Raw genomic sequence first — 17,871 nt, 5'->3', positions numbered from 1 at the left:
CCTTCCTCGCCGGGCTTGCAACGGTCAGCGCCAAACTCTCTCACAACCGGCGCCGGCGCAGCCCGACCAGGGCTGCCGCGCCCAGCGCCATCAGCGCCGCCCCGGCCGGCTCGGGCACCAGTTGATAGCCGACGCCATCCAGCCAGGTTCGTTCGTTGACGTTCTGCTGGTTCCGGTCCGGTTCCATGTACACCGTGATGGTGGGACCGGTGACCTGTCCCAGCGACGGCGTCATCAACAGCCGGCGGTTGCCCTCCGAGATCATCACCTGGGTCGTAAAGGGATTGGGCGAGAGGCTGTCGCTGTAAAACGTGCCGTCCCCGCCGGTATGGAACTGCGTCACCCCGGGCGTGTTGGCCGTGTAAACCGGCAACTGACCCGGGTCGTCCGACAACGAAGCGCCCACCCGCCAGCCGAAGCTGGTGTCGGTCCAAAACAGCACGTAAACGTTGTAAAACATCCCCGGCGGCGCCTCGGGCACGGTCAGGGTCGTGCGCAGCCGGGGGGCCGCTGTGTCCACCCCGGCCGCCACGCCCGCGTTTTGATAGATGGTGGCGAAATTGCCAAAGGCGCGTTCGTCCCACAGACCGTCATTCGGCGTGGAGGTCTGGGGTACGGCCTCCCAAAGGCCCCACCCGCCGTTGGTGAACTGCAGGGTGTTGCCGGTGGGACCGTCCGTGATGTCCACGTAGGTGATGGGAGATTGGGCGGAAGCAGCCGCAACCAGCGCAGCCGCGGCGCCCAGTGCCGCAAGGTACGTTTTCATGCTTTTCCGGGTTTTCGTGCGGACCCGCACCTGATCAGAAAGCCGGCCCTCCAGATAGCAGATCGCCCCAAACCTGTCAATCCCTGGAGCAGCGGGCCCGGACGGCCGCCACGCCGGCGCCCCGGGGCAGCCGCCCGCTGCCTGCCATGTGACGGCTTCGGTTCAGTGCACCAGGCGCCTGCCCATGGCGTAAAGGATCAACACCAGGAGGATCAGTCCCACGCTGAAGAAGAGATAACCCACACCCCGGGCGATGCGCTTCCATCCTTCCCAGTCATCCCGCACCCGGAACTGGTCGAGTTTGCCGGAGGCCAACAGGCGGTCGTACCAGCGCCGGCGCTCATGCAACAGCTCCGTCTTCGAGATGCGCCCGGAAAAGATCACGGTGTCCATCGGGAACTTCTCCAGCCGGAAGTGGGTGTTGAAGAAGTGAATGGTGAAGATGAATCCGGCGGCCAGAAGGGCCTCGTCGGAATGAATGATCAGGGCCACGTTGATCACCCAGCCCGGCAGAAACCGGGTGAAGAATTCCGGCCACCACATGATCAATCCCGAGGTGCCGATCATGAACACGCCCCAGAAAACCGCCAGGTAATCGAACTTCTCCCAGTATGTCCACCGGTCGAACTGGGGTTTGGGACCCTTGCCGAAGAACCAGCGGTTGTGGGCCACAAAGTCACGCCAGTCCTGCAACGTGGGCAGCATGGAATCGGGCCCGAACAACACTTCGCGCAGCCGGCCCGGCCGCCAGCGACCGGTTTGCGGATCGCGCAGGGTGTGTCGACCGCGCCAGGCCTTGGCGGCCAGCGAAAGCAGGTGCAACCCGAAATAGAGGAACGTGACCAGCGCGCCAAACCGGTGCAACACCCGGGCGGTGTCGGGGCCGCCGATGATCCCGAACAGCACCCTGGCCCACTCCGTGTAGTAGAACTTCAGGGGCATCCCCGTCAGCACCAGCAGCAGGAAACTGCTGACCACCAGCAGGTGCAGAAACCGCTCGAAAGGAGTGAAGCGGGTGAACCATTCGTCATCCTTCTGCGCGCGGATCTTGGCCTCGCGGAAGGTCTTTGAATCGTGCCAGTACAGGTAAAGCGTTCGAACCAGCCAGGCCAGCGTGTGCGCGCCGAAAAAGACGAACACGGCAACGACCAGCGAGGTCATGCCCACGAAGACCGCGTGCAACAGAGGATAGTTCTCGCGGTCCATCGGGTTGGCGTGAGGATGATACTGGGTGAAGCCGGCCGTGACGCCGGGATGGCACTGCCGGCAGGTGTTGAGGATGTTGGCGGCCGACAGGTGCGAGGCGGGATCGGACGCCGGCAGCACATCGTGATGGCCGTGGCAATCGTAACAGGCCGCCACGTCCGGGGCGCGATTGGGCCGACCCAACATCATTGCCTTGCCGTGGTAGGTCTCATGATAGTACTCTAGCCGGTCCTGGTGGCATTGGCCGCACTTCCGGTCGCTGGTGGCCTTGAAATGGCCGGTGTGGGGCGGTTCGATCTCATGGGCCGAGTGACACGTGGTACAGTCCGGAGCCCGCTTGTCGCCCCGGAGCAGCAGCCGGCCGTGGATGCTGGTTTCGTACACCTGTTGGACCCCCAGGTGGCATTTCCCGCAGGTGCGCGCCACGTTCAGATGGTTGACCGGCGAGTCACGGTCCACGCTGCGCTTGATGTCGTGGATGCCGTGACAGTCGTTGCAGGAGGGTGCCACCACCAGCCCCATTTTCAGCAGCGCCTGCCCGTGAATGCTGTCCTGGTAATGACTGGCGGCCTCCGGATGCTTCATCCGGTACTCCTCCGTCAGGCCGGGATTGCTGTGGCAACGCGCACAGGTCCAAGCCAGGTTGAGTTTGAAGACCGGCGATTCGGGGTCCCGCACCGGCCGGATGTCATGGGAACCATGGCAGTCCCAACACTGGGCAGCGGCGCTGGCACCGAGTTGATGGCTCACGCCGTGAATGCTGCCGGCATATTCCTTCGCCTCGGTCTCGTGACATCCCGCGCAGTTCGGCGGCGGCAACGGACTGGGATGAACCAGCTCCGGAATCCCCTCGTGACAATCCACACAATCGAGCACGGCATGAACCGACCGGGCAAAGGCGTTGGTGGGAAATACCAGCGGGATCTCCTGTCCCCCGACGGTCCGGGTCGTCGAGGGGTCCAAATGACAGTCCAAACAATCCGCCGAGGAAAAGGCGGGCGGCTGGCTCGCAACCTCTCCAGCCAGCCCCCGGCCGGCGGACGCCCACGCGATCGCCATCAACAAGACAGGGATCCAACAACGCAGGAAAGGCTTACCCCGGACTGGCAACTTGGAACTCCGGATCATCTTACAAGCCGCCCGTGTGACAATCATAACAACCGCCGTCCACCTCCCCGCCGGGGTGCTCGAAAGGCTGGCCCTCGGGCGTCAGTCGTTTCAACGCCTCGCCATAACCCTGGGCAAGGATGGAATGGCAGGCGTTGCAATCCTTCACAATCGTCTGCTTCCCGTCAGGCGTGCTGTGCTCCCCCTCGTGACAGCGGAAACAACCCGGCCAGAACATGTGGCTGCTGTTGACCGGATACTTGTCCCACGAGGCCCGCATGTCCGGAAAGAAACTGTTCCGATAGATCTCCTGCACGACCGCGATGGCCTCGCGGATGGATTTCTGGCGATCCGGGTACGTATCGCGCGGATAAGCAGCCGCCAGGAACGTGGCGATCGTCTCCAACGCCCCGGTCCGGTTGGTATAATCCAGCGTCAGCACATACACCGCATTGGACTTGATCCACGGCAACGTCGGATCGATGCGCCCCAGCGCCAGGGCACGGTCCACCGCCTTGCTGGGGGCCTGATACTGATGCGCCGGACGATTGTGGCAGTCCATGCAGTCCATCGTGCGGATTTCAAACTTCGACGGGTCTTCCCCGAAGCCGGGCTTGCGATACTCCGTCACCACCCCCTGCCCGTCCACAAAACGCACCCAGGGAATGCTCTGGCGGGTGGGGTCCGGCACCCACTTTCCGTCCTCCAACCGGGCGGCAATGTACTGCACCAGGTTGGTGGGATGGACATGCCAGTGAATGCCCTCCACCGGTCCGTGCCGCGGATCCCCACCGCCCACCTTCAAGGTCATCCGCACCACGAAGGGGGTGTTCGTCTCATCGGCCAGAAAGTAGTGAAACGTGCGGTCCAGATTTCCGATGAACTTTTGCGGCCAGTGACACTGCTCGCAGGTCTCCCGGGCCGGCCGGAGGTTTTTGATGGGCGTGGGTATCGGCCGCGGATACTTGTCCGCCAGCGTGGCATAAACCTGGTAGGTGCCGGACAGCTTCGATTTGACGAACCATGTGGCGCCGGGTCCGATGTGACATTCCACGCAGGCCACCCGGGCATGCGGCCCCTGCTGATACGTCACCCACTGGGGTTCCATCACCGTGTGGCACACCTGCCCGCAAAACTGGGTGGACTCGGTAAAATGGTAGGTCTGATAACTCCCCACGGCCGACAGGAGCAGAAAACCGGCCGCCCCACCGACAAACCACGCCAGGCGTTTTCGGTCGCGCGCCCGCGACAGATCAATGACCAGTTGAACCGGGCCCCCAGCCTGACGGCTGCGCCGGCGCCGTTCCCACCACATCCCCAACACGGTCAGCAGCAGACCCAGAAACAGGAAACCAGGCGCCACCAGGTACGTCAGGATCCCCAAGTACGGATTCCCAAACCGGGCCAGTGAATCCAACACAAACAGCAGCAGAAAAGAGAACAACGCACCACCCGCGATCACCAAACCGGTCAAGCTCCACCAGTTCCGGATCAGTGGCGGTTGCCCTCGCCCCGGTTCGTGATTTGCGGTGTCAGGGCCTGTCTCCATGGCACCTCCGGTTTGCATCTTCGCACAAGGACCAACCTTCCCGCTGCCCGCTCCGGCCGCCCGGCGGCGGCCCGCACGGACCGGACAGCCAGGCGTCGGGCCGGCAATTTACCTGACCCACCGTGCATCCCGACCGTACGCCCGAAGCCCGGGCGCGGCATTGCACCCGTTGCTCAACCTGCAACAATTCTTGCCCCAGTCCCGACAGCTTCCGGCCAGGCCGGGGATGGAAAAGAGCACCCCGAGGAAACAACCCGTGCCGAGGCTCATCCCGACCGGCGTCCGGCGGTGGAACACCCAGCCCCAGTCTTCCCTGTGAAACGACGAACGGGCACGCCGCGACCCGACCCGCCTTGGGCGCCAAACTGACGGGGAAAGGGGAGGCTTGACGGGACGCAAGCGCGGTGCTGGAATGGCGACGTCCTGTCAACCAACAACCAAACGAACCTCGCGGAAATGCAAGCCATGAAAAAACTGCGCGTCCTCTCCCTGGCGATGAGCCTGGCGGCTGTCTTGTTCCTGAGCAACGTGCGTCTGGCGGCACAGACCGGCTCGGTGGATCCGGGACTTTCCTGGCTCGGCTGGATGAACGTCTACGAACTGGTGGGCGGGAACAGTGCAGGGAACTACCTGTTCGGCCAGGCATGGGGCGTGAATGATCTGCCGGCCCTGTGGTCGGGTGCCGAACTGGTGTTGAGCCCCAACACGAGCACCTGGAATCCGAGTGACCCGTACTGGGTGAACAACGGGCAGCCGAACAAGTGGATGGAGGCGAATTTCTACGTGGACATGGGCACGGCCTGGGGCGGTCAGACGGTCACCTTCTCCGGCCAGACCGTGGACAATTCGTTGGTGGCCCCGTATACCGCGGTGGCTTTCATCAAGGAGTTCACCTCGAGCTATGGCTGGGTGGGCATGGACACCGCGCCGTTGAACCCGGGGTCTCCCTTCACGGTCTCCCGCACCATCGCCGCCGGTAACGTGGTTCAGTTCGGCTTCATGTTGACCGGTCCGAACGCCGACCCGGCAACCGTGGAGTCGCTCGGCAAGGTGCGGATTGCCGTGGTGCCGGAACCCGCGATGGCCACCTTGGTCGGCCTGGGCCTTGCCACCCTGGCCCTCCGCCGCAGTCGCCAGGGTTGAGCCGTCCCGGCGGATCGATCCGCGCCTCGACCGGCCGGGTCGGGACCCGGGCGGAGTGTAGCCCGCCATCTTTGCCGGACCTTCGGGACGCGCCCGCGAGCGCGCTCTGAAGGTCCGGTTGGTTTATTCGGTCGGGCCCCCGGTGGGCCGTCGTCCGTCCAAGAAAGCCATTGGCGCGCGGAGGCGCTTGGTGTTCAATGGGGGCACAGCTTGGGAGCCATGAACGGAACGAGTGGAGCCACAGCATGGAACGGGAGCACGGGTCGGCCCTCGCACCAGCCTCCGGCGCGGGTGTTGCTGGTGGAGGACGATCCGGAGCTACCCGAGGTGCTGGGAAGCCTCCTCGTCCATGACGGCATCGAGCTGGAATACGCGGCCACGGCAGCCGAGGCGTGGGAAAAGGTCCGGGCGCGCGAACCCGAGTTGATTCTTCTGGACCTGGGGTTGCCGGATCTGGACGGCCTGCAACTGCTCCAGCGGCTGAAGGGCACGCCCGAGACGCAGCACATCCCGGTGGTGGTGGTCACGGCGTGGAACAATCCGCAGGACAAACTGCGCGGATTCGAGGCGGGTGCCTCCGATTACGTCACCAAGCCGTTCGAGGCCACGGAACTGCGGGCGCGCATCCGCGCGGTGTTGCGAACCAAGCGCCTGCAGGACCAGTTGACCCGTGCCAACCGCGAGTTGGAGGCGGCACGGCGCGCGGCGGAGGAATCCGCCCGCGCCAAGGCGGAGTTCCTGGCCAACATGAGCCACGAAATCCGCACCCCGATGAACGGTGTCATCGCCATGTGCGCCCTCCTGCGCGAGACACCGCTCAACCCGGAGCAACGCACCTACGTCGAGACGATCCATTCCAGCGGCGAAGCCCTGCTGAGCCTCATCAATCAAATCCTCGACTTCTCCAAGATCGAGGCCGGCAAGCTCGAGCTCGAACAGCGCCCCTTTTCTCTCCGGTCGTGTGTCGAGGAAGCCCTGGACGTGCTGGCCGCCAAAGCCGCCGAGAAGAAGCTGGAGCTGACCTACCTGATGGACGACGAGATCCCCGAAACGCTCATCGGCGATCCGAACCGGATCCGGCAGGTCCTGGTCAACCTGCTGGGCAACGCGGTCAAGTTCACCCACGTGGGCGAGGTTGTGGTCACGGTGCGACTGCTCTCGGGCACGGCGGGATCCGCCTCGGCAGAGGCACCGTGCTGGCTCCATTTCTCTGTCCGCGACACCGGCATCGGCATCCCGGCCGATCGCCTGCCGCGGCTCTTCCAATCCTTCAGCCAGGTGGACGCCGCCACGGCGCGGCAGTACGGCGGGACCGGTCTGGGCCTGGCCATCAGCCGCAGCCTGGTCGAGGCCATGGGCGGCAAGATCTGGGTCGAAAGCGTGGTGCAGAAAGGTTCCACCTTCCATTTCACCCTTCCTTTGCGGCCCGGGCCCGCCCAGCCCGCCGCGCCGCCGCCGGAAGTGGACGCGCTGCGCGGCCGGCGCGTGCTGATCGTGGACGACAACGCCACCTGCCGCGAACAGTTGACCCGTTCGCTCACGCGCTGGGGCATGCAACCCCACGCCACCGGCAGCCCCCTCCAGGCACTGCAACGGATCCAGCAGGGCGAGAAATTCGATCTGGCGATCCTCGACCTGCGCATGCCCGAAATGGACGGCGTCACCCTGGCCCATCAGATCCGCAAACACCCCGGCGCGGACACGCTGCATCTGGTCCTGCTGAGCGCCATGGGCCTGAAAGCCGATGCGCCGGAGATCGCCGGCGCCAGGTTCGCCGCCTGTCTCATCAAGCCGACCAAGCCCCTGGTCCTGCGTGACACCCTGGCCCGCATCCTCGGGGCGCAGTCGGCTGCGCCACCGGCGGCGGCCCCGGCTCCTCCCAAACCCGGCAAGCTCGACCCCACCACCGCCCAGCGCCTGCCCATGCGGGTCCTGTTGTGTGAAGACAACGTCATCAATCAAAAGGTGGCGCTCCGCCTCCTGCAGCAACTCGGTTACCGCGCCGACGTCGCCCAGAACGGCCTCGAGGCCCTGGCAGCCATCGAACGCCAGCCGTACGACCTGGTTTTCATGGACCTGCAGATGCCGGAGATGGACGGGCTGACCGCCACCCAGGCCATCCGGGAACGACAGAAAGCCGCCCGGCCCGCACCCCACTTCGACCGGCGCATCGTCATCGTGGCCATGACCGCCAGCGCCATGCAGAGCGACCGGGATCGTTGCCTGGCTGCCGGCATGGACGATTACCTTGCCAAACCCATCCGACCCGAGGACATCCGCCGCGTGGTGGAACGCTGGGGACCCGTGTTCCAGGAAGCCCAAACCGCCGCGGCCGCACCCGCGGCCGATCCCCCGCCCGGACAACAGCCCGCGTCCGAACCGGCGGTGGACTTCGACCGGCTGATGGAATTCGCCGAAGGGGACCTGAACAATCTCCAGGAACTGGTCACGCTGTACATCCAGCAAACCACGCAACAGATCAACCAGTTGCGAACCGCCCTGGCCGCGGGCAACGCCGCCGAAGTCCGGCGCGTCGCCCACAGTTGCGCCGGGGCCAGCGCAACCTGCGGCATGCGGCGGATCACACCCATGCTGCGCCGAATGGAGGCACAGGCCGAGGCCGGAGACCTCTCGGAAGGCCCGCGCATGCTGGCCGACATCGAACAGGAGTTCCACGTCATCCGGGAACAGGTGCAGGCCTGGCTGGCGCGGCAATCCTCATCCCCATCCTCTCCTCCCTCGCCATGAACCGGGTGCTTTTCATCGAAAACGACCCGGTGGTGGCCAACATCTACCGGAACAAGCTCACTCTCGAAGGGTTTCAAGTGGAACTGGCCGCCGACGGGGAGACCGGCCTGCAACGGGCCCGGGAGCTGAAACCAGCCGTGATCGTGCTGGATCTGTTGCTGCCCAAACTCACCGGGCTGGAAGTGATCCGCACCCTGCGGGCCGAACCGGATTTCCAAACCACCCCCATCATCGTGCTCAGCGGCACCTACCTGACCTCCATGATCCAGGAAGCCTGGAAGGCCGGAGCCACCAAATGCCTGGCCAAATCCAGCACCACGCCCAAGGTGGTCGTGGACACCATCCGCAGCGTGTTGAACCTGAAAGCACCGGCCGAGTCCATCCCCGCCGCTCCCGCAGCCGCCCCGGCGGTCACCGGCCCCGCCGCTCCGGCCCCGGGCGCGGAGGATTTTCAGGCCGAGCTGCGCCGCGACTTCCTCAAGACACTGCCGCAAACCCTCGCGGCGTTTCGCCAGGCGCTCCAGGCCCTGCACCGCGCCGACGCAGCCCAGCGGCTGGAACAGTTGCAGGCCCTCCAACACCGCGCACGGGCCCTGGCCGGGGGGGCTGGCCTGGCCGGCGTACCTTCCATGGCCCAGGTGGCCGATCTGTTCGAAGCCCTGCTGCGCGAGCTGGTGGGGAAACCCCAGGCATGGACGGCCTCGACGCTCCGCACGGTGGCCTCGGTGGTGGATTTCCTTCACTGGCTGGCCAGTCGGTGTCACCTGCCGGAACTCCAGACCCTGCCGCAGGCCACCGCCCTGGTGGTGGACGACGAACCGCTCGCACGCCGCGCCGTCACCCATTCACTCGAAAAGGCGCACATCCGATCCGTGGCCGTCGAGGACGCCGAGACCGCCCTCCGCCTCGCCGGCGAGAACCGGTTCGATCTGGTGATCCTAGACGTGGACCTGCCGGGCATGGACGGGTTCACCCTCTGCACGCGCCTGCGTCGCCTGCCCGCCTACGCCAAAACGCCGGTGGTGTTCGTCACCAGCCTCAACGACTTCCAGGCCCGCACCAGTTCCACCATGAGCGGCGGCACGGATTTCATCGCCAAGCCGTTCCTCTTTTCCGAGCTGGCGGTGAAAGGGCTCTTGTTCGCACTGCGCCACCAGATCGAGCAGCGGATGGCTGCCGAGCCGGGATCCGGCACCACCCGGGCCGGCCCGGACGGTGAACCGGTCCGCCTGGCACCCTGAAACGGTCCGAGCTACCTTTCTGCCGCTGGCGATGCAGGAACCGGTGCCATGCCTGTATGTCCACGTGCCCTTCTGCGCCCGCAAGTGCAGTTACTGCGCCTTCTACTCGGAGGCGTCCGACGGCGGGCTGATGGATCGGTACGTGCGTGCCTTGCTGCGCGAGTTGGAGACCGTGGCCGGCGATCTGCGCCCGCGTACCATCTTCTTCGGCGGCGGCACGCCCACCCTGCTCACCCTGCGGCATTGGGGACAGATCTTCCGAACCCTCGACCGGCTCGGTCTGTTGCCGGTGCCCGAGTTCACCGTGGAAGCCAATCCCGCCACGATCTCGGCCGACAAAGCCCGGCTGCTGCGCGAACACGGCGTCAACCGCGTTTCCCTGGGCGTGCAATCACTGGACCCCGGCCTGCTCGAACGTCTGGGACGCATCCACACACCCGGGCAGGTGTTCCGTTCGTGGGACATCCTCCGCCGCGCCGGGTTTGACAACCTGAACCTGGACCTGATGTTCGGCATTCCCGGCCAGACCCTGGCCAGTTGGGACGCCACGTTGGACGAGGCCCTGGCCCTCCAGAGCGAGCATCTCTCCTGCTACGAGGTCATCTACGAAGAGGACACCCCGCTGTTTGCCCAGCTGCAGGCCGGCGCCTTCAGCGTGGACGAGGACCTGGTCTGCGCCCAGTACGAGCGCCTGCTGGAACGCGCGGCCGCGGCGGGCTTCTTCCAGTACGAGGTGGCCAACTTCGCCCGGGACCGTCGCCCGCCCGCACCCCCGACCGCCCGGCTGTCGGGCGAATTCCCGGCGTTCGCCTGCCGCCACAACATCAATTACTGGCGCGCAGGCGACTTTCACGGGCTGGGCCCCAGCGCCACCGCCTACGTCCGGGGCGTGCGCACCCGCAACGTGGCGGACACCCGCGCCTGGTGCGAAGCCGTCGAACAGGGACGCAGCCCCGTCGTCTTTCGCGAGGCCCTTTCCCCCCTGGCACGCGCGGGAGAAGCGGCCGCCTTCGGACTGCGGGTCGTCACCGGCTGGCCCTACGAGGAATTCCGGCGCCGGACGGGGTTCGATCTGCGCACCGAATGGGCCGCGGAACTGGCCGAGCTGGAACGCAGGGGATGGGGCGTGCGCGAACCGGACCGGTTCCGGCTCACCCAGGCGGGCCTGCGATTTGCCGACGCGGCTGCAGAAATGATGTTGCGTCCGGATCCCGCCCCGGAACGCGACACGCCCCGGACGGCCATCCTGCAGCCGACCCGGCCGGCCTGGAGCCCGGCACCCTGAACCCCCGCCCCCCACCGTCTCAACCGCCCGAGCCGGGAGCCGGCAAGGGCGGGCCCGGCCGGCTCACGGAGCGCAACCGCTCCCGGATCATGTCAGCCCGCAGAATGTCGCGCTCCTCAGCCTGCAACTTCTCCGCGTGCAGCGACTGCAGATGGGCGGGCTGAATCAACAGGAACAACTCGTCGGTCAGCGAACGGTCCACCCCCGGAAACATCCCCAGGTCCACCCCCAGCCGCATCAACGAAAGCATGTTCATGGCCTCCTTGGAGGCGATGATGTGCGCATTGGCCAGAATCCCGTACGCCCGGCCGATGTGGTTGTACACCATCTTCGGGTTCTTCTCGATGAGACTGGCCCGGGCGTTCTCCTCGAATTCGATGAGCTGACGCAACACCTTGTCGAGCTTCTCCAGGATCGTTTGCTCGGACTCGCCCAGCGTCATCTGATTGGAAACCTGGAACACGTTCCCCAGGGCCTCGGTCCCCTCCCCGTAGAGACCGCGCACCGCCAGGCCCAGCTTGTTGACCGACTGGATGATGGCGTTGATCTGCTCGCTCAACACCAGACCCGGTAGATGAAGCATCGCGCTCACCCGGATGCCGGTCCCCACGTTCGTCGGACAGGCGGTCAGGTAACCGTACTCGGGACTGAACGCGTACTCGAGGTGCTCCTCCAAAAGGCTGTCCAATGCGTCCAGTTCCGCCCAGGCCTCGCGCAATTGCAGGCCGGGCCGGAGCGATTGCATCCGCAGATGATCCTCCTCATTGATCATCAGGCAGAGGGTCTCCTGCCGGTTGAGCACCACACCGCCCCCGCTGGTCCGCGCAGCATGCTCGCGGCTGATCAGGTGTCGCTCCACCAACAGCTGCCGCTCCAGCGCCGAAAGCTTGTCCAACGTCTCGCAAAAACAACCTGCCAGCGCGGGCACCTCCGCCACCGCACCGGCGACCTTCTCGTACACCTGAAGGCGGTCGGCACGCTTGGCCCAGCCCGGAAAGGGAAATCCCTTCAGATTCCGCGCCAGTCGAACCCGGCTGGACAGCACGATCCGGTCCTGCGGCCCGGTGCGACGGGCGACTTCCGAAGCCGGTGGCAGGAATTCCTTCAGTTCCATGGGTTCAATGTCCCCGCGGGCTCGTCAGGCGGGCCTGGAGTTGTTTGATCTCGTCCCGCAGCTCGGCCGCCCGCTCGAAGTTCTCCTCCTGCACGGCACGGGCCAGCTCCTGCTGCAGCCGTTGCAGCCGCCGCTTCAGATCCTCCACCCCCCGGTAGGCCTTCGGCACCTTGCCCACATGGCGGACCCCCTTGTGCATGGTCTTGAGCAGATCGTCCAGCCCTTCGGCAAACGTCTGGTAACACTCGGGACAGCCGAACCGCCCCAGCTTCTTGAATTCCGCCTGGCTGAACCCGCAGTGGGGACACCGCAGATCGCCGCTGCGCGGCCGCGGTTCGGTCTCCTGCGCCCCGCTCAACCCCAGCAACAGGTCCGCCAGAGAAAAACCCGTGGGATCGTTGACCCCCTTGCTTCGCGCGCACTCCTCGCAGAGGTCCAGCTTCTGCATCTTGTCCCCCACGATCTGGGTCAGATGCACCGTGGCCTCGCGTTCCTTGCACAAGCAACATTTCATACCCGTCCCGGATAAATCGGCTCGCCGCTGTTCCGGGTCAAGGCCCGGTACAGCTCCATCAGTCTCCGGGTGACCGGGCCGGGCCGTCCATTGCCGATCACCCGCCCGTCAATCTTGACCACCGGCACGATCTCCGCCGCGGTGCCGGTCAGAAAACACTCGTCCGCGTTGAACAGATCGTACCGCGTCAGATTCGGCTCGCTCACCCGCCAGCCCTGTTCCCGCGCCAGGTCCATCACCACCCGCCGCGTGATCCCCCGCAGGGCACCGGCCGACAAGGGCGGCGTCTGCAACTCCCCGTCTCGAACAACGAAAAGATTGTCCCCCGTGCACTCCGCCACGTACCCCTCCGCATTCAACATCACCGCCTCTTCGCAACCGGCATTGAGGGCTTCGATCTTCGCCAGAATGCTGTTCAGGTAGTTCAGCGACTTGATCGCCGGGTTCACCGCGTTGTGCAGATTCCGCGTGGTCGGCACCGTGATGATCGACAACCCCTTCTCGTAGAACTCCTGCGGATAGAGCTGGATCTTTCCGGCGATGATGATCACCGAGCCCCGCTTGCAATTGTACGGGTTCAACCCCAGCGTCCCCACCCCGCGCGTCACCACCAGCCGAATGTATCCGTCCCGAACCCGGTTCTGCCGGCACGTCTCCAACACCGCCTCGGTCATCGCCTGGGGCGTCATCGGAACCGACAACAGGATCGCCCGGGCCGACGCGTACAACCGGTCAATGTGCTCCTTGAGCTGAAACACCCGACCGTTGTAGGCGCGGATCCCCTCGAACACGCCGTCGCCATACAACAACCCGTGATCGAAGACGGAAATCTTGGCCTCGGCCTCCCGGTAGAACCTGCCGTTGATGTACACTTTCATGTCCGTCCCCGGCAACCTAGTGAAAGGCGTTGCCGCGCGCAACCCGACAGGCGCCGGTCGCCGCCGCCCGGCCCCGCACCCAACCGCACGCAAAACCTCCCCCCAAGGCGTCCGATCGGCCGCAAACCGGAAAAAGAACCCGCCCGAAACGAGACAAAAAAGAAGTGGTCGGGGCGGTGAGATTTGAACTCACGACCTCTTGTACCCGAAACAAGCGCGCTAGCCAGGCTACGCTACGCCCCGACTCACGCCCCTATATATGCACGGCCGCCCGAGAAAAATCAAGAGGGCTCGCAAGGCCGCCCGCCCCGCCACCGTCGCCCGGGCGTTTCGGAACTTTCCAACCGACCGGCGCTGCCCTAGTGTGACGGTTCGGCAAACCGGCGCGACCGGTTTCCCGGCCGGGAAACCGCCTCGCCCGGGACCCGCAGATTCTATGGCATTGATCGTACAGAAGTACGGGGGGACCTCGGTCGCCAACACCGAGCGCATCAAAAACGTTGCGCGTCGCGTGGCCGATTACCATCGGCGCGGTGACCAGGTGGTGGTGGTCGTATCAGCCATGAGCGGCGTGACCGATGGCCTGATCAAACTGGCCAAGGAAATCACGCCCCTGCCGAACGAGCGGGAGCTGGACATGTTGCTGGCCACCGGCGAGCAGCAGACCATCGCGCTCACTGCGATGGCCCTGCACGCGCTCGGCGTGCCCGCCGTGTCGCTCACCGGCGCCCAGGCCGGCATCGTCACCGACGGCGTCCACACCAAGGCCCGCATCCGCAACATCACGCCCAAGGCGGTGCGCGAACTGTTGGAGTCCGGAGCCGTGGTCATCGTGGCCGGCTTCCAGGGCGAGACACCGGAAGGCCAGATCACCACCCTGGGCCGCGGGGGCTCCGACCTGACCGCCATCGCCATGGCCGCGGCCTTGAAGGCCGATCTCTGCCAGATCTACACCGACGTGGACGGCGTTTACACGGCCGACCCGCGCATCGTCCCCACCGCGCGAAAACTCGACGAGATCTCCTACGACGAAATGCTCGAATTGGCCAGCCTGGGCGCCAAGGTCATGCAGAGCCGGTCGGTCGAATTCGCCAAAAAATTCGGAGTCGTTTTCGAAGTCCGTTCCAGCCTCAACGACAACCCGGGAACCATCGTGAAAGAGGAAACCAAAAGTATGGAAGGCGTTGTGGTCCGCGGCGTCTCACTCGACAAAAACCAGGCCAAGCTCACCCTGGTGGGCGTGCCGGACCGACCCGGCGTGGCCGCCCGCATCTTCAAGGCCCTGGGGGATGCCGCCGTCAACGTGGACATGATCGTCCAAAACATCAGTCACGGAGAGGGCCCGCCCCAGACCGACCTCTCCTTCACCGTGGACAAGGCCGATCTGCTCAAGGCCCGCAAGGTGATCGAGTCGCTCCAGCCCGAGCTGGGTTTCCGCGAGGTGCTGGCCAACGAAAACATCGGCAAACTCTCCATCGTGGGCGTGGGCATGAAAAGCCACACCGGCGTGGCCGGCAAAATGTTCGAGGTCCTCGCCCGGGAGGGCGTCAACATCGACATGATCTCCACCAGCGAAATCAAGATCTCGGTGGTGATCGATCTGGCCCGGGCCGAGGACGCCATGCGCGCCGTCCACGCCGCCTTCATCGGCTGACCGCCGCCCCACGCCGGTCCCACCCGGCCGCACGGCCCGTCCATGCCCACCCGGCTCCACGTGCTGCTCAGCCCCGCGGAGTGGCAGGACCCCGCCCGCGCACCCGGCTCCGGCACCACAGCCGTGGTGTTCGATGTGCTCCGCGCCACCAGCACCGCCGTCACCGCCCTCGCCCACGGCGCGGCCGCCCTCATACCTGTGGCCACACTGGAGGAAGCCGTCGCATGGCGACAGCGCCGTCCCGACTGTCTCCTGGCCGGCGAACGCAGTGGCGTGCGACCCTCTCCCCATCTCACCGGCGGGATCCCGTTCGACCTCGGCAATTCACCACGGGAATTCCTCCCCGACCGTGTCCGGGGCCGCCTCATCGTCTTCACCACCACCAACGGGAGCCGCGCCCTCCGCGCCTGCCAGGCCGCCGACGCGGTCCTGACGGGCGCCTTTCTGAACCTCGGGGCCACACTGGAAACCCTGCGCTTCCTCCGGCCGCCACACGTGGTCCTGGTCTGCGCGGGAACCGGCGAGGAATTCGCCCTGGAAGACCTGTTGGCCGCCGGTGCACTGGTGGAACGCTGGTGCACCGCCGATCCGGCCGTGCACCTCACCGACGCCGCAGCCGCCGCGCGGCATCTCTGGCGCAGCGCCGGCACCAACCCTGCCGACGCAATGCGGGACTCCGCCAACGCACGGCGGTTGACCGCCCATCCGGACCTGCGCGATGACGTGACATGGTGCCTTCAGCCGGACCGCTTCAACCTGGCCGTGTGGCTCGCCGGACCGGACGGAGGGCTGCGGGCCGGCACCCCCGCCGCAGCAGCAGAAGCGCTGCGCCCCCGCCAGGCCGGCCTTCCCCCCGGAGCCAGCCTGTGCTAGTCCATGGGCGTGGCCGAGCCAAGCCTGTTGCTCCTGATCCCCGCTTACAACGAGGAGCGCCGCATCGAACCGGTGCTGCGCCGCTACGCCGAGTACTTCGCGCGCCATTACACCGGCCCCTTCCAAATCGTCGTGGTGCTCAACGGCTGCCGGGACAACACCCGCGCCGTGGTCGAACGCGTCGCGCAAGAACACCCCTGCATTCGCTGGCTCGAGTTCCCCGAGCCCATCGGCAAGGGCGGCGCCTTGATCGAGGGACTCAAACTGGCCGCCCAGGCCGAGGCCATCGGCTACGTGGACGCCGACGGTGCCACCCCGCCCGAGGCCTTCCATGCCCTGGTGCGCCGCCTCCCGGAAGCCGACTGTGTCATCGGCTCCCGCTGGCTGCCCGGCGCCGTCCTGCACATCCCCCAGAGCAGCCCCCGCCGCTTCGCCAGCCGCGTCTTCCACGCCATCGTGCAGTTGCTCTTCCGCATGAACATTCGCGACACCCAGTGCGGGGCCAAGGTAATGCGCCGCGAGGCAGTCGAAAAAATCCACGCCAGCCTCACCATCGCCGACATGGCCTTCGACATCAACCTGCTCTACTGCCTCAAACGCGCCGGCTTCCGCATCCTGGAGGTCCCCACCGAATGGACCGACCAGATCGGGTCCAAGGTCCGCCTCTTCCGCACCTCGCTGACCATGCTGCTGTCGGTGATCCGCATCCGCCTGATCTACTCGCCCTTCTACCGCTGGTTGCGCCCGTTGCGCCCGCTGGAGGCCTGGCTCTACAAGAAACTCCGCGCACCCGTGCCGTTGCCCGGCCCTGATCCGTCCGCCATCCAGCCCGCGGCCACCCGGCAACCGACCAAACACGACCCCGCCCCCACCTCCCCCGGCAGGGACCGCACAATCTGAGTCCGAACCAGCGGGCCCGGCCCCGGCCCTCCCAACCATGCCCGAGGACCTCCACCAACCAGCCAGAATCGAGTTGGCCCCGGATTTCGAGCCCCGTCCAGAGCTGCGCGTGGTGTTGTTCGATTGGGACGGCACCCTCTCGCTACTGCGATCCGGATGGGCCGACGTCATGACCGACCTGTACGCCGCCGCCCTGCCACCCCTGCCGGGCGAAAGCGCCGAAGCACGACACCGCCTGGCGCGGTCGGACATCCTGGAGCTCAACGGCCGCCAGACCCTCCATCAAATGATCCGTTTGACAGAACGCATCCGCGAGCGCGGCGGCCGGCCACGCGATCCCCGCGATTACAAACAGGAGTTCCTCAACCGACTCGCCGCACTGACCGGGCCCCGTCAAGCCGCCATCCGCTCGGGCCGCACCCCGCCGGACACATGGCTGGTCCCGGGTGCCCGGGCCTTCCTTCGTCACCTCCACGAGCGCGGGCTCGTGCTGCACCTGGCCAGCGGCACCGATGAAAAAGCCCTGCTCGAGGAGGTCCGATTGCTCGGCCTGGCCGGGTTCTTCGGGCCGCACATCCACGGCGCACGGGAGGAATCCTTCACCAAGGCCGCCGTCATCCGGTCCATCCTCCGCCAACATCACATCGCGGGCCGACAACTCCTGGCCTTCGGCGACGGCGTGGTGGAAATCCGCGACACCCGGACCGTGGACGGCCTGGCCGTGGGCGTGGCCGTGGAGGAAACCGCACCCGGCTCGGGCCGGCTCGACGCCGACAAACGCCGCATGTTGCAGGACGCGGGCGCCCAGGTGTTGATCCCCGATTTCCGTGATGGTCCCGAGCTCTTGCGCCTCCTGCTGGGAGAAACCATCCCACCCTCCCGCGGTGGCTAAC

At 66.0% G+C, this 17,871-nt stretch carries 14 protein-coding genes and 1 tRNA gene; 8 read left to right on the top strand and 7 right to left on the bottom strand.

The window, feature by feature from the left end; translation table 11 throughout:
* Positions 1–40: 40 nt before the first annotated feature.
* The 3 genes from ACPDIX_RS10415 to ACPDIX_RS10405 form a co-directional block, all read right to left on the bottom strand.
* A complete protein-coding gene (locus ACPDIX_RS10415) occupies positions 41–766 on the bottom strand; it encodes a PEP-CTERM sorting domain-containing protein (RefSeq protein ID WP_423431733.1) in 726 nt (241 codons plus the stop codon).
* 162 nt (positions 767–928) lie between these two features.
* Positions 929–3,031 (bottom strand): hypothetical protein, encoded by a 2,103-nt coding sequence (locus ACPDIX_RS10410; protein ID WP_423431732.1) that lies wholly within the window; start codon positions 3,029–3,031, stop codon positions 929–931.
* A gap of 70 nt (positions 3,032–3,101) precedes the next feature.
* Positions 3,102–4,553 carry a cytochrome c3 family protein gene (locus ACPDIX_RS10405; RefSeq protein WP_423431731.1) on the bottom strand — a complete coding sequence of 484 codons (1,452 nt, stop codon included), beginning with the start codon at positions 4,551–4,553 and terminating at the stop codon, positions 3,102–3,104.
* 540 nt (positions 4,554–5,093) lie between these two features.
* Here ACPDIX_RS10405 and ACPDIX_RS10400 point away from each other — a divergent pair.
* From ACPDIX_RS10400 to hemW, 4 genes are all read left to right on the top strand, one after another.
* The gene (locus tag ACPDIX_RS10400; protein WP_423431730.1) at positions 5,094–5,771 is read left to right on the top strand and encodes a PEP-CTERM sorting domain-containing protein; all 678 of its coding nucleotides are present in this window, start codon (positions 5,094–5,096) and stop codon (positions 5,769–5,771) included.
* Positions 5,772–5,990: 219 nt separating this feature from the next.
* Positions 5,991–8,519, top strand: a complete 2,529-nt coding sequence (locus ACPDIX_RS10395; RefSeq protein ID WP_423431729.1) for a response regulator — start codon at positions 5,991–5,993, stop codon at positions 8,517–8,519.
* Positions 8,516–9,760, top strand: a complete 1,245-nt coding sequence (locus tag ACPDIX_RS10390) for a response regulator (protein ID WP_423431728.1) — start codon at positions 8,516–8,518, stop codon at positions 9,758–9,760. The genes ACPDIX_RS10395 and ACPDIX_RS10390 overlap by 4 nt, the downstream gene beginning before the upstream one ends.
* Positions 9,761–9,791: 31 nt before the next feature.
* The gene (gene hemW / locus ACPDIX_RS10385) at positions 9,792–11,045 is read left to right on the top strand and encodes a radical SAM family heme chaperone HemW (RefSeq protein WP_423431727.1); all 1,254 of its coding nucleotides are present in this window, start codon (positions 9,792–9,794) and stop codon (positions 11,043–11,045) included.
* A gap of 19 nt (positions 11,046–11,064) precedes the next feature.
* On the opposite strand, the gene ACPDIX_RS10380 is transcribed toward hemW, so the two are convergent.
* The 4 genes from ACPDIX_RS10380 to ACPDIX_RS10365 form a co-directional block, all read right to left on the bottom strand.
* Positions 11,065–12,159 (bottom strand): protein arginine kinase, encoded by a 1,095-nt coding sequence (locus ACPDIX_RS10380; protein WP_423431726.1) that lies wholly within the window; start codon positions 12,157–12,159, stop codon positions 11,065–11,067.
* 4 nt (positions 12,160–12,163) lie between these two features.
* Positions 12,164–12,673, bottom strand: a complete 510-nt coding sequence (locus ACPDIX_RS10375; RefSeq protein WP_423431725.1) for a UvrB/UvrC motif-containing protein — start codon at positions 12,671–12,673, stop codon at positions 12,164–12,166.
* Complete coding sequence (gene ilvE, locus ACPDIX_RS10370; protein WP_423431724.1) at positions 12,670–13,551, bottom strand: branched-chain-amino-acid transaminase; 882 nt, start codon at positions 13,549–13,551, stop codon at positions 12,670–12,672. The genes ACPDIX_RS10375 and ilvE overlap by 4 nt, the downstream gene beginning before the upstream one ends.
* A 165-nt stretch (positions 13,552–13,716) precedes the next feature.
* Positions 13,717–13,794, bottom strand: a tRNA-Pro gene (locus tag ACPDIX_RS10365).
* A gap of 193 nt (positions 13,795–13,987) precedes the next feature.
* On the opposite strand from ACPDIX_RS10365, the gene ACPDIX_RS10360 reads away from it, so the two are divergent.
* Genes ACPDIX_RS10360 through ACPDIX_RS10345 form a run of 4 tightly spaced genes read left to right on the top strand, consistent with a single transcriptional unit; the run spans position 13,988 to position 17,870 of the window.
* The gene (locus tag ACPDIX_RS10360; protein ID WP_423431723.1) at positions 13,988–15,205 is read left to right on the top strand and encodes an aspartate kinase; all 1,218 of its coding nucleotides are present in this window, start codon (positions 13,988–13,990) and stop codon (positions 15,203–15,205) included.
* 42 nt (positions 15,206–15,247) lie between these two features.
* Positions 15,248–16,078 (top strand): 2-phosphosulfolactate phosphatase, encoded by an 831-nt coding sequence (locus ACPDIX_RS10355; RefSeq protein ID WP_423431722.1) that lies wholly within the window; start codon positions 15,248–15,250, stop codon positions 16,076–16,078.
* Positions 16,079–16,081: 3 nt separating this feature from the next.
* Positions 16,082–16,978, top strand: a complete 897-nt coding sequence (locus ACPDIX_RS10350; protein ID WP_423431721.1) for a dolichyl-phosphate beta-glucosyltransferase — start codon at positions 16,082–16,084, stop codon at positions 16,976–16,978.
* 37 nt (positions 16,979–17,015) lie between these two features.
* Positions 17,016–17,870, top strand: a complete 855-nt coding sequence (locus ACPDIX_RS10345; RefSeq protein WP_423431720.1) for an HAD family hydrolase — start codon at positions 17,016–17,018, stop codon at positions 17,868–17,870.
* The last annotated feature ends 1 nt before the right edge of the window (position 17,871 follow it).

It is taken from the genome of Limisphaera sp. 4302-co, assembly GCF_049537155.1.
In the GTDB taxonomy this organism is placed as follows: Bacteria; Verrucomicrobiota; Verrucomicrobiia; order Limisphaerales; family Limisphaeraceae; genus Limisphaera.
The sequence above is the reverse complement of the archived record's forward strand: the minus strand, read 5'-3'. Positions and strand labels throughout refer to the sequence as shown.

Bases quoted from the DNA above. Each gene is read 5' to 3' on its own strand.
- ACPDIX_RS10415 (WP_423431733.1), bottom strand. From the start codon at position 766: ATGAAAACGTACCTTGCGGCACTGGGCGCCGCGGCTGCGCTGGTTGCG.
- ACPDIX_RS10410 (WP_423431732.1), bottom strand. From the start codon at position 3,031: ATGGCGATCGCGTGGGCGTCCGCCGGCCGGGGGCTGGCTGGAGAGGTT.
- ACPDIX_RS10400 (WP_423431730.1), top strand. From the start codon at position 5,094: ATGAAAAAACTGCGCGTCCTCTCCCTGGCGATGAGCCTGGCGGCTGTC.
- ACPDIX_RS10395 (WP_423431729.1), top strand. From the start codon at position 5,991: ATGAACGGAACGAGTGGAGCCACAGCATGGAACGGGAGCACGGGTCGG.
- ACPDIX_RS10390 (WP_423431728.1), top strand. From the start codon at position 8,516: ATGAACCGGGTGCTTTTCATCGAAAACGACCCGGTGGTGGCCAACATC.
- hemW (WP_423431727.1), top strand. From the start codon at position 9,792: ATGCAGGAACCGGTGCCATGCCTGTATGTCCACGTGCCCTTCTGCGCC.
- ACPDIX_RS10380 (WP_423431726.1), bottom strand. From the start codon at position 12,159: ATGGAACTGAAGGAATTCCTGCCACCGGCTTCGGAAGTCGCCCGTCGC.
- ACPDIX_RS10375 (WP_423431725.1), bottom strand. From the start codon at position 12,673: ATGAAATGTTGCTTGTGCAAGGAACGCGAGGCCACGGTGCATCTGACC.
- ilvE (WP_423431724.1), bottom strand. From the start codon at position 13,551: ATGAAAGTGTACATCAACGGCAGGTTCTACCGGGAGGCCGAGGCCAAG.
- ACPDIX_RS10360 (WP_423431723.1), top strand. From the start codon at position 13,988: ATGGCATTGATCGTACAGAAGTACGGGGGGACCTCGGTCGCCAACACC.
- ACPDIX_RS10355 (WP_423431722.1), top strand. From the start codon at position 15,248: ATGCCCACCCGGCTCCACGTGCTGCTCAGCCCCGCGGAGTGGCAGGAC.
- ACPDIX_RS10350 (WP_423431721.1), top strand. From the start codon at position 16,082: ATGGGCGTGGCCGAGCCAAGCCTGTTGCTCCTGATCCCCGCTTACAAC.
- ACPDIX_RS10345 (WP_423431720.1), top strand. From the start codon at position 17,016: ATGCCCGAGGACCTCCACCAACCAGCCAGAATCGAGTTGGCCCCGGAT.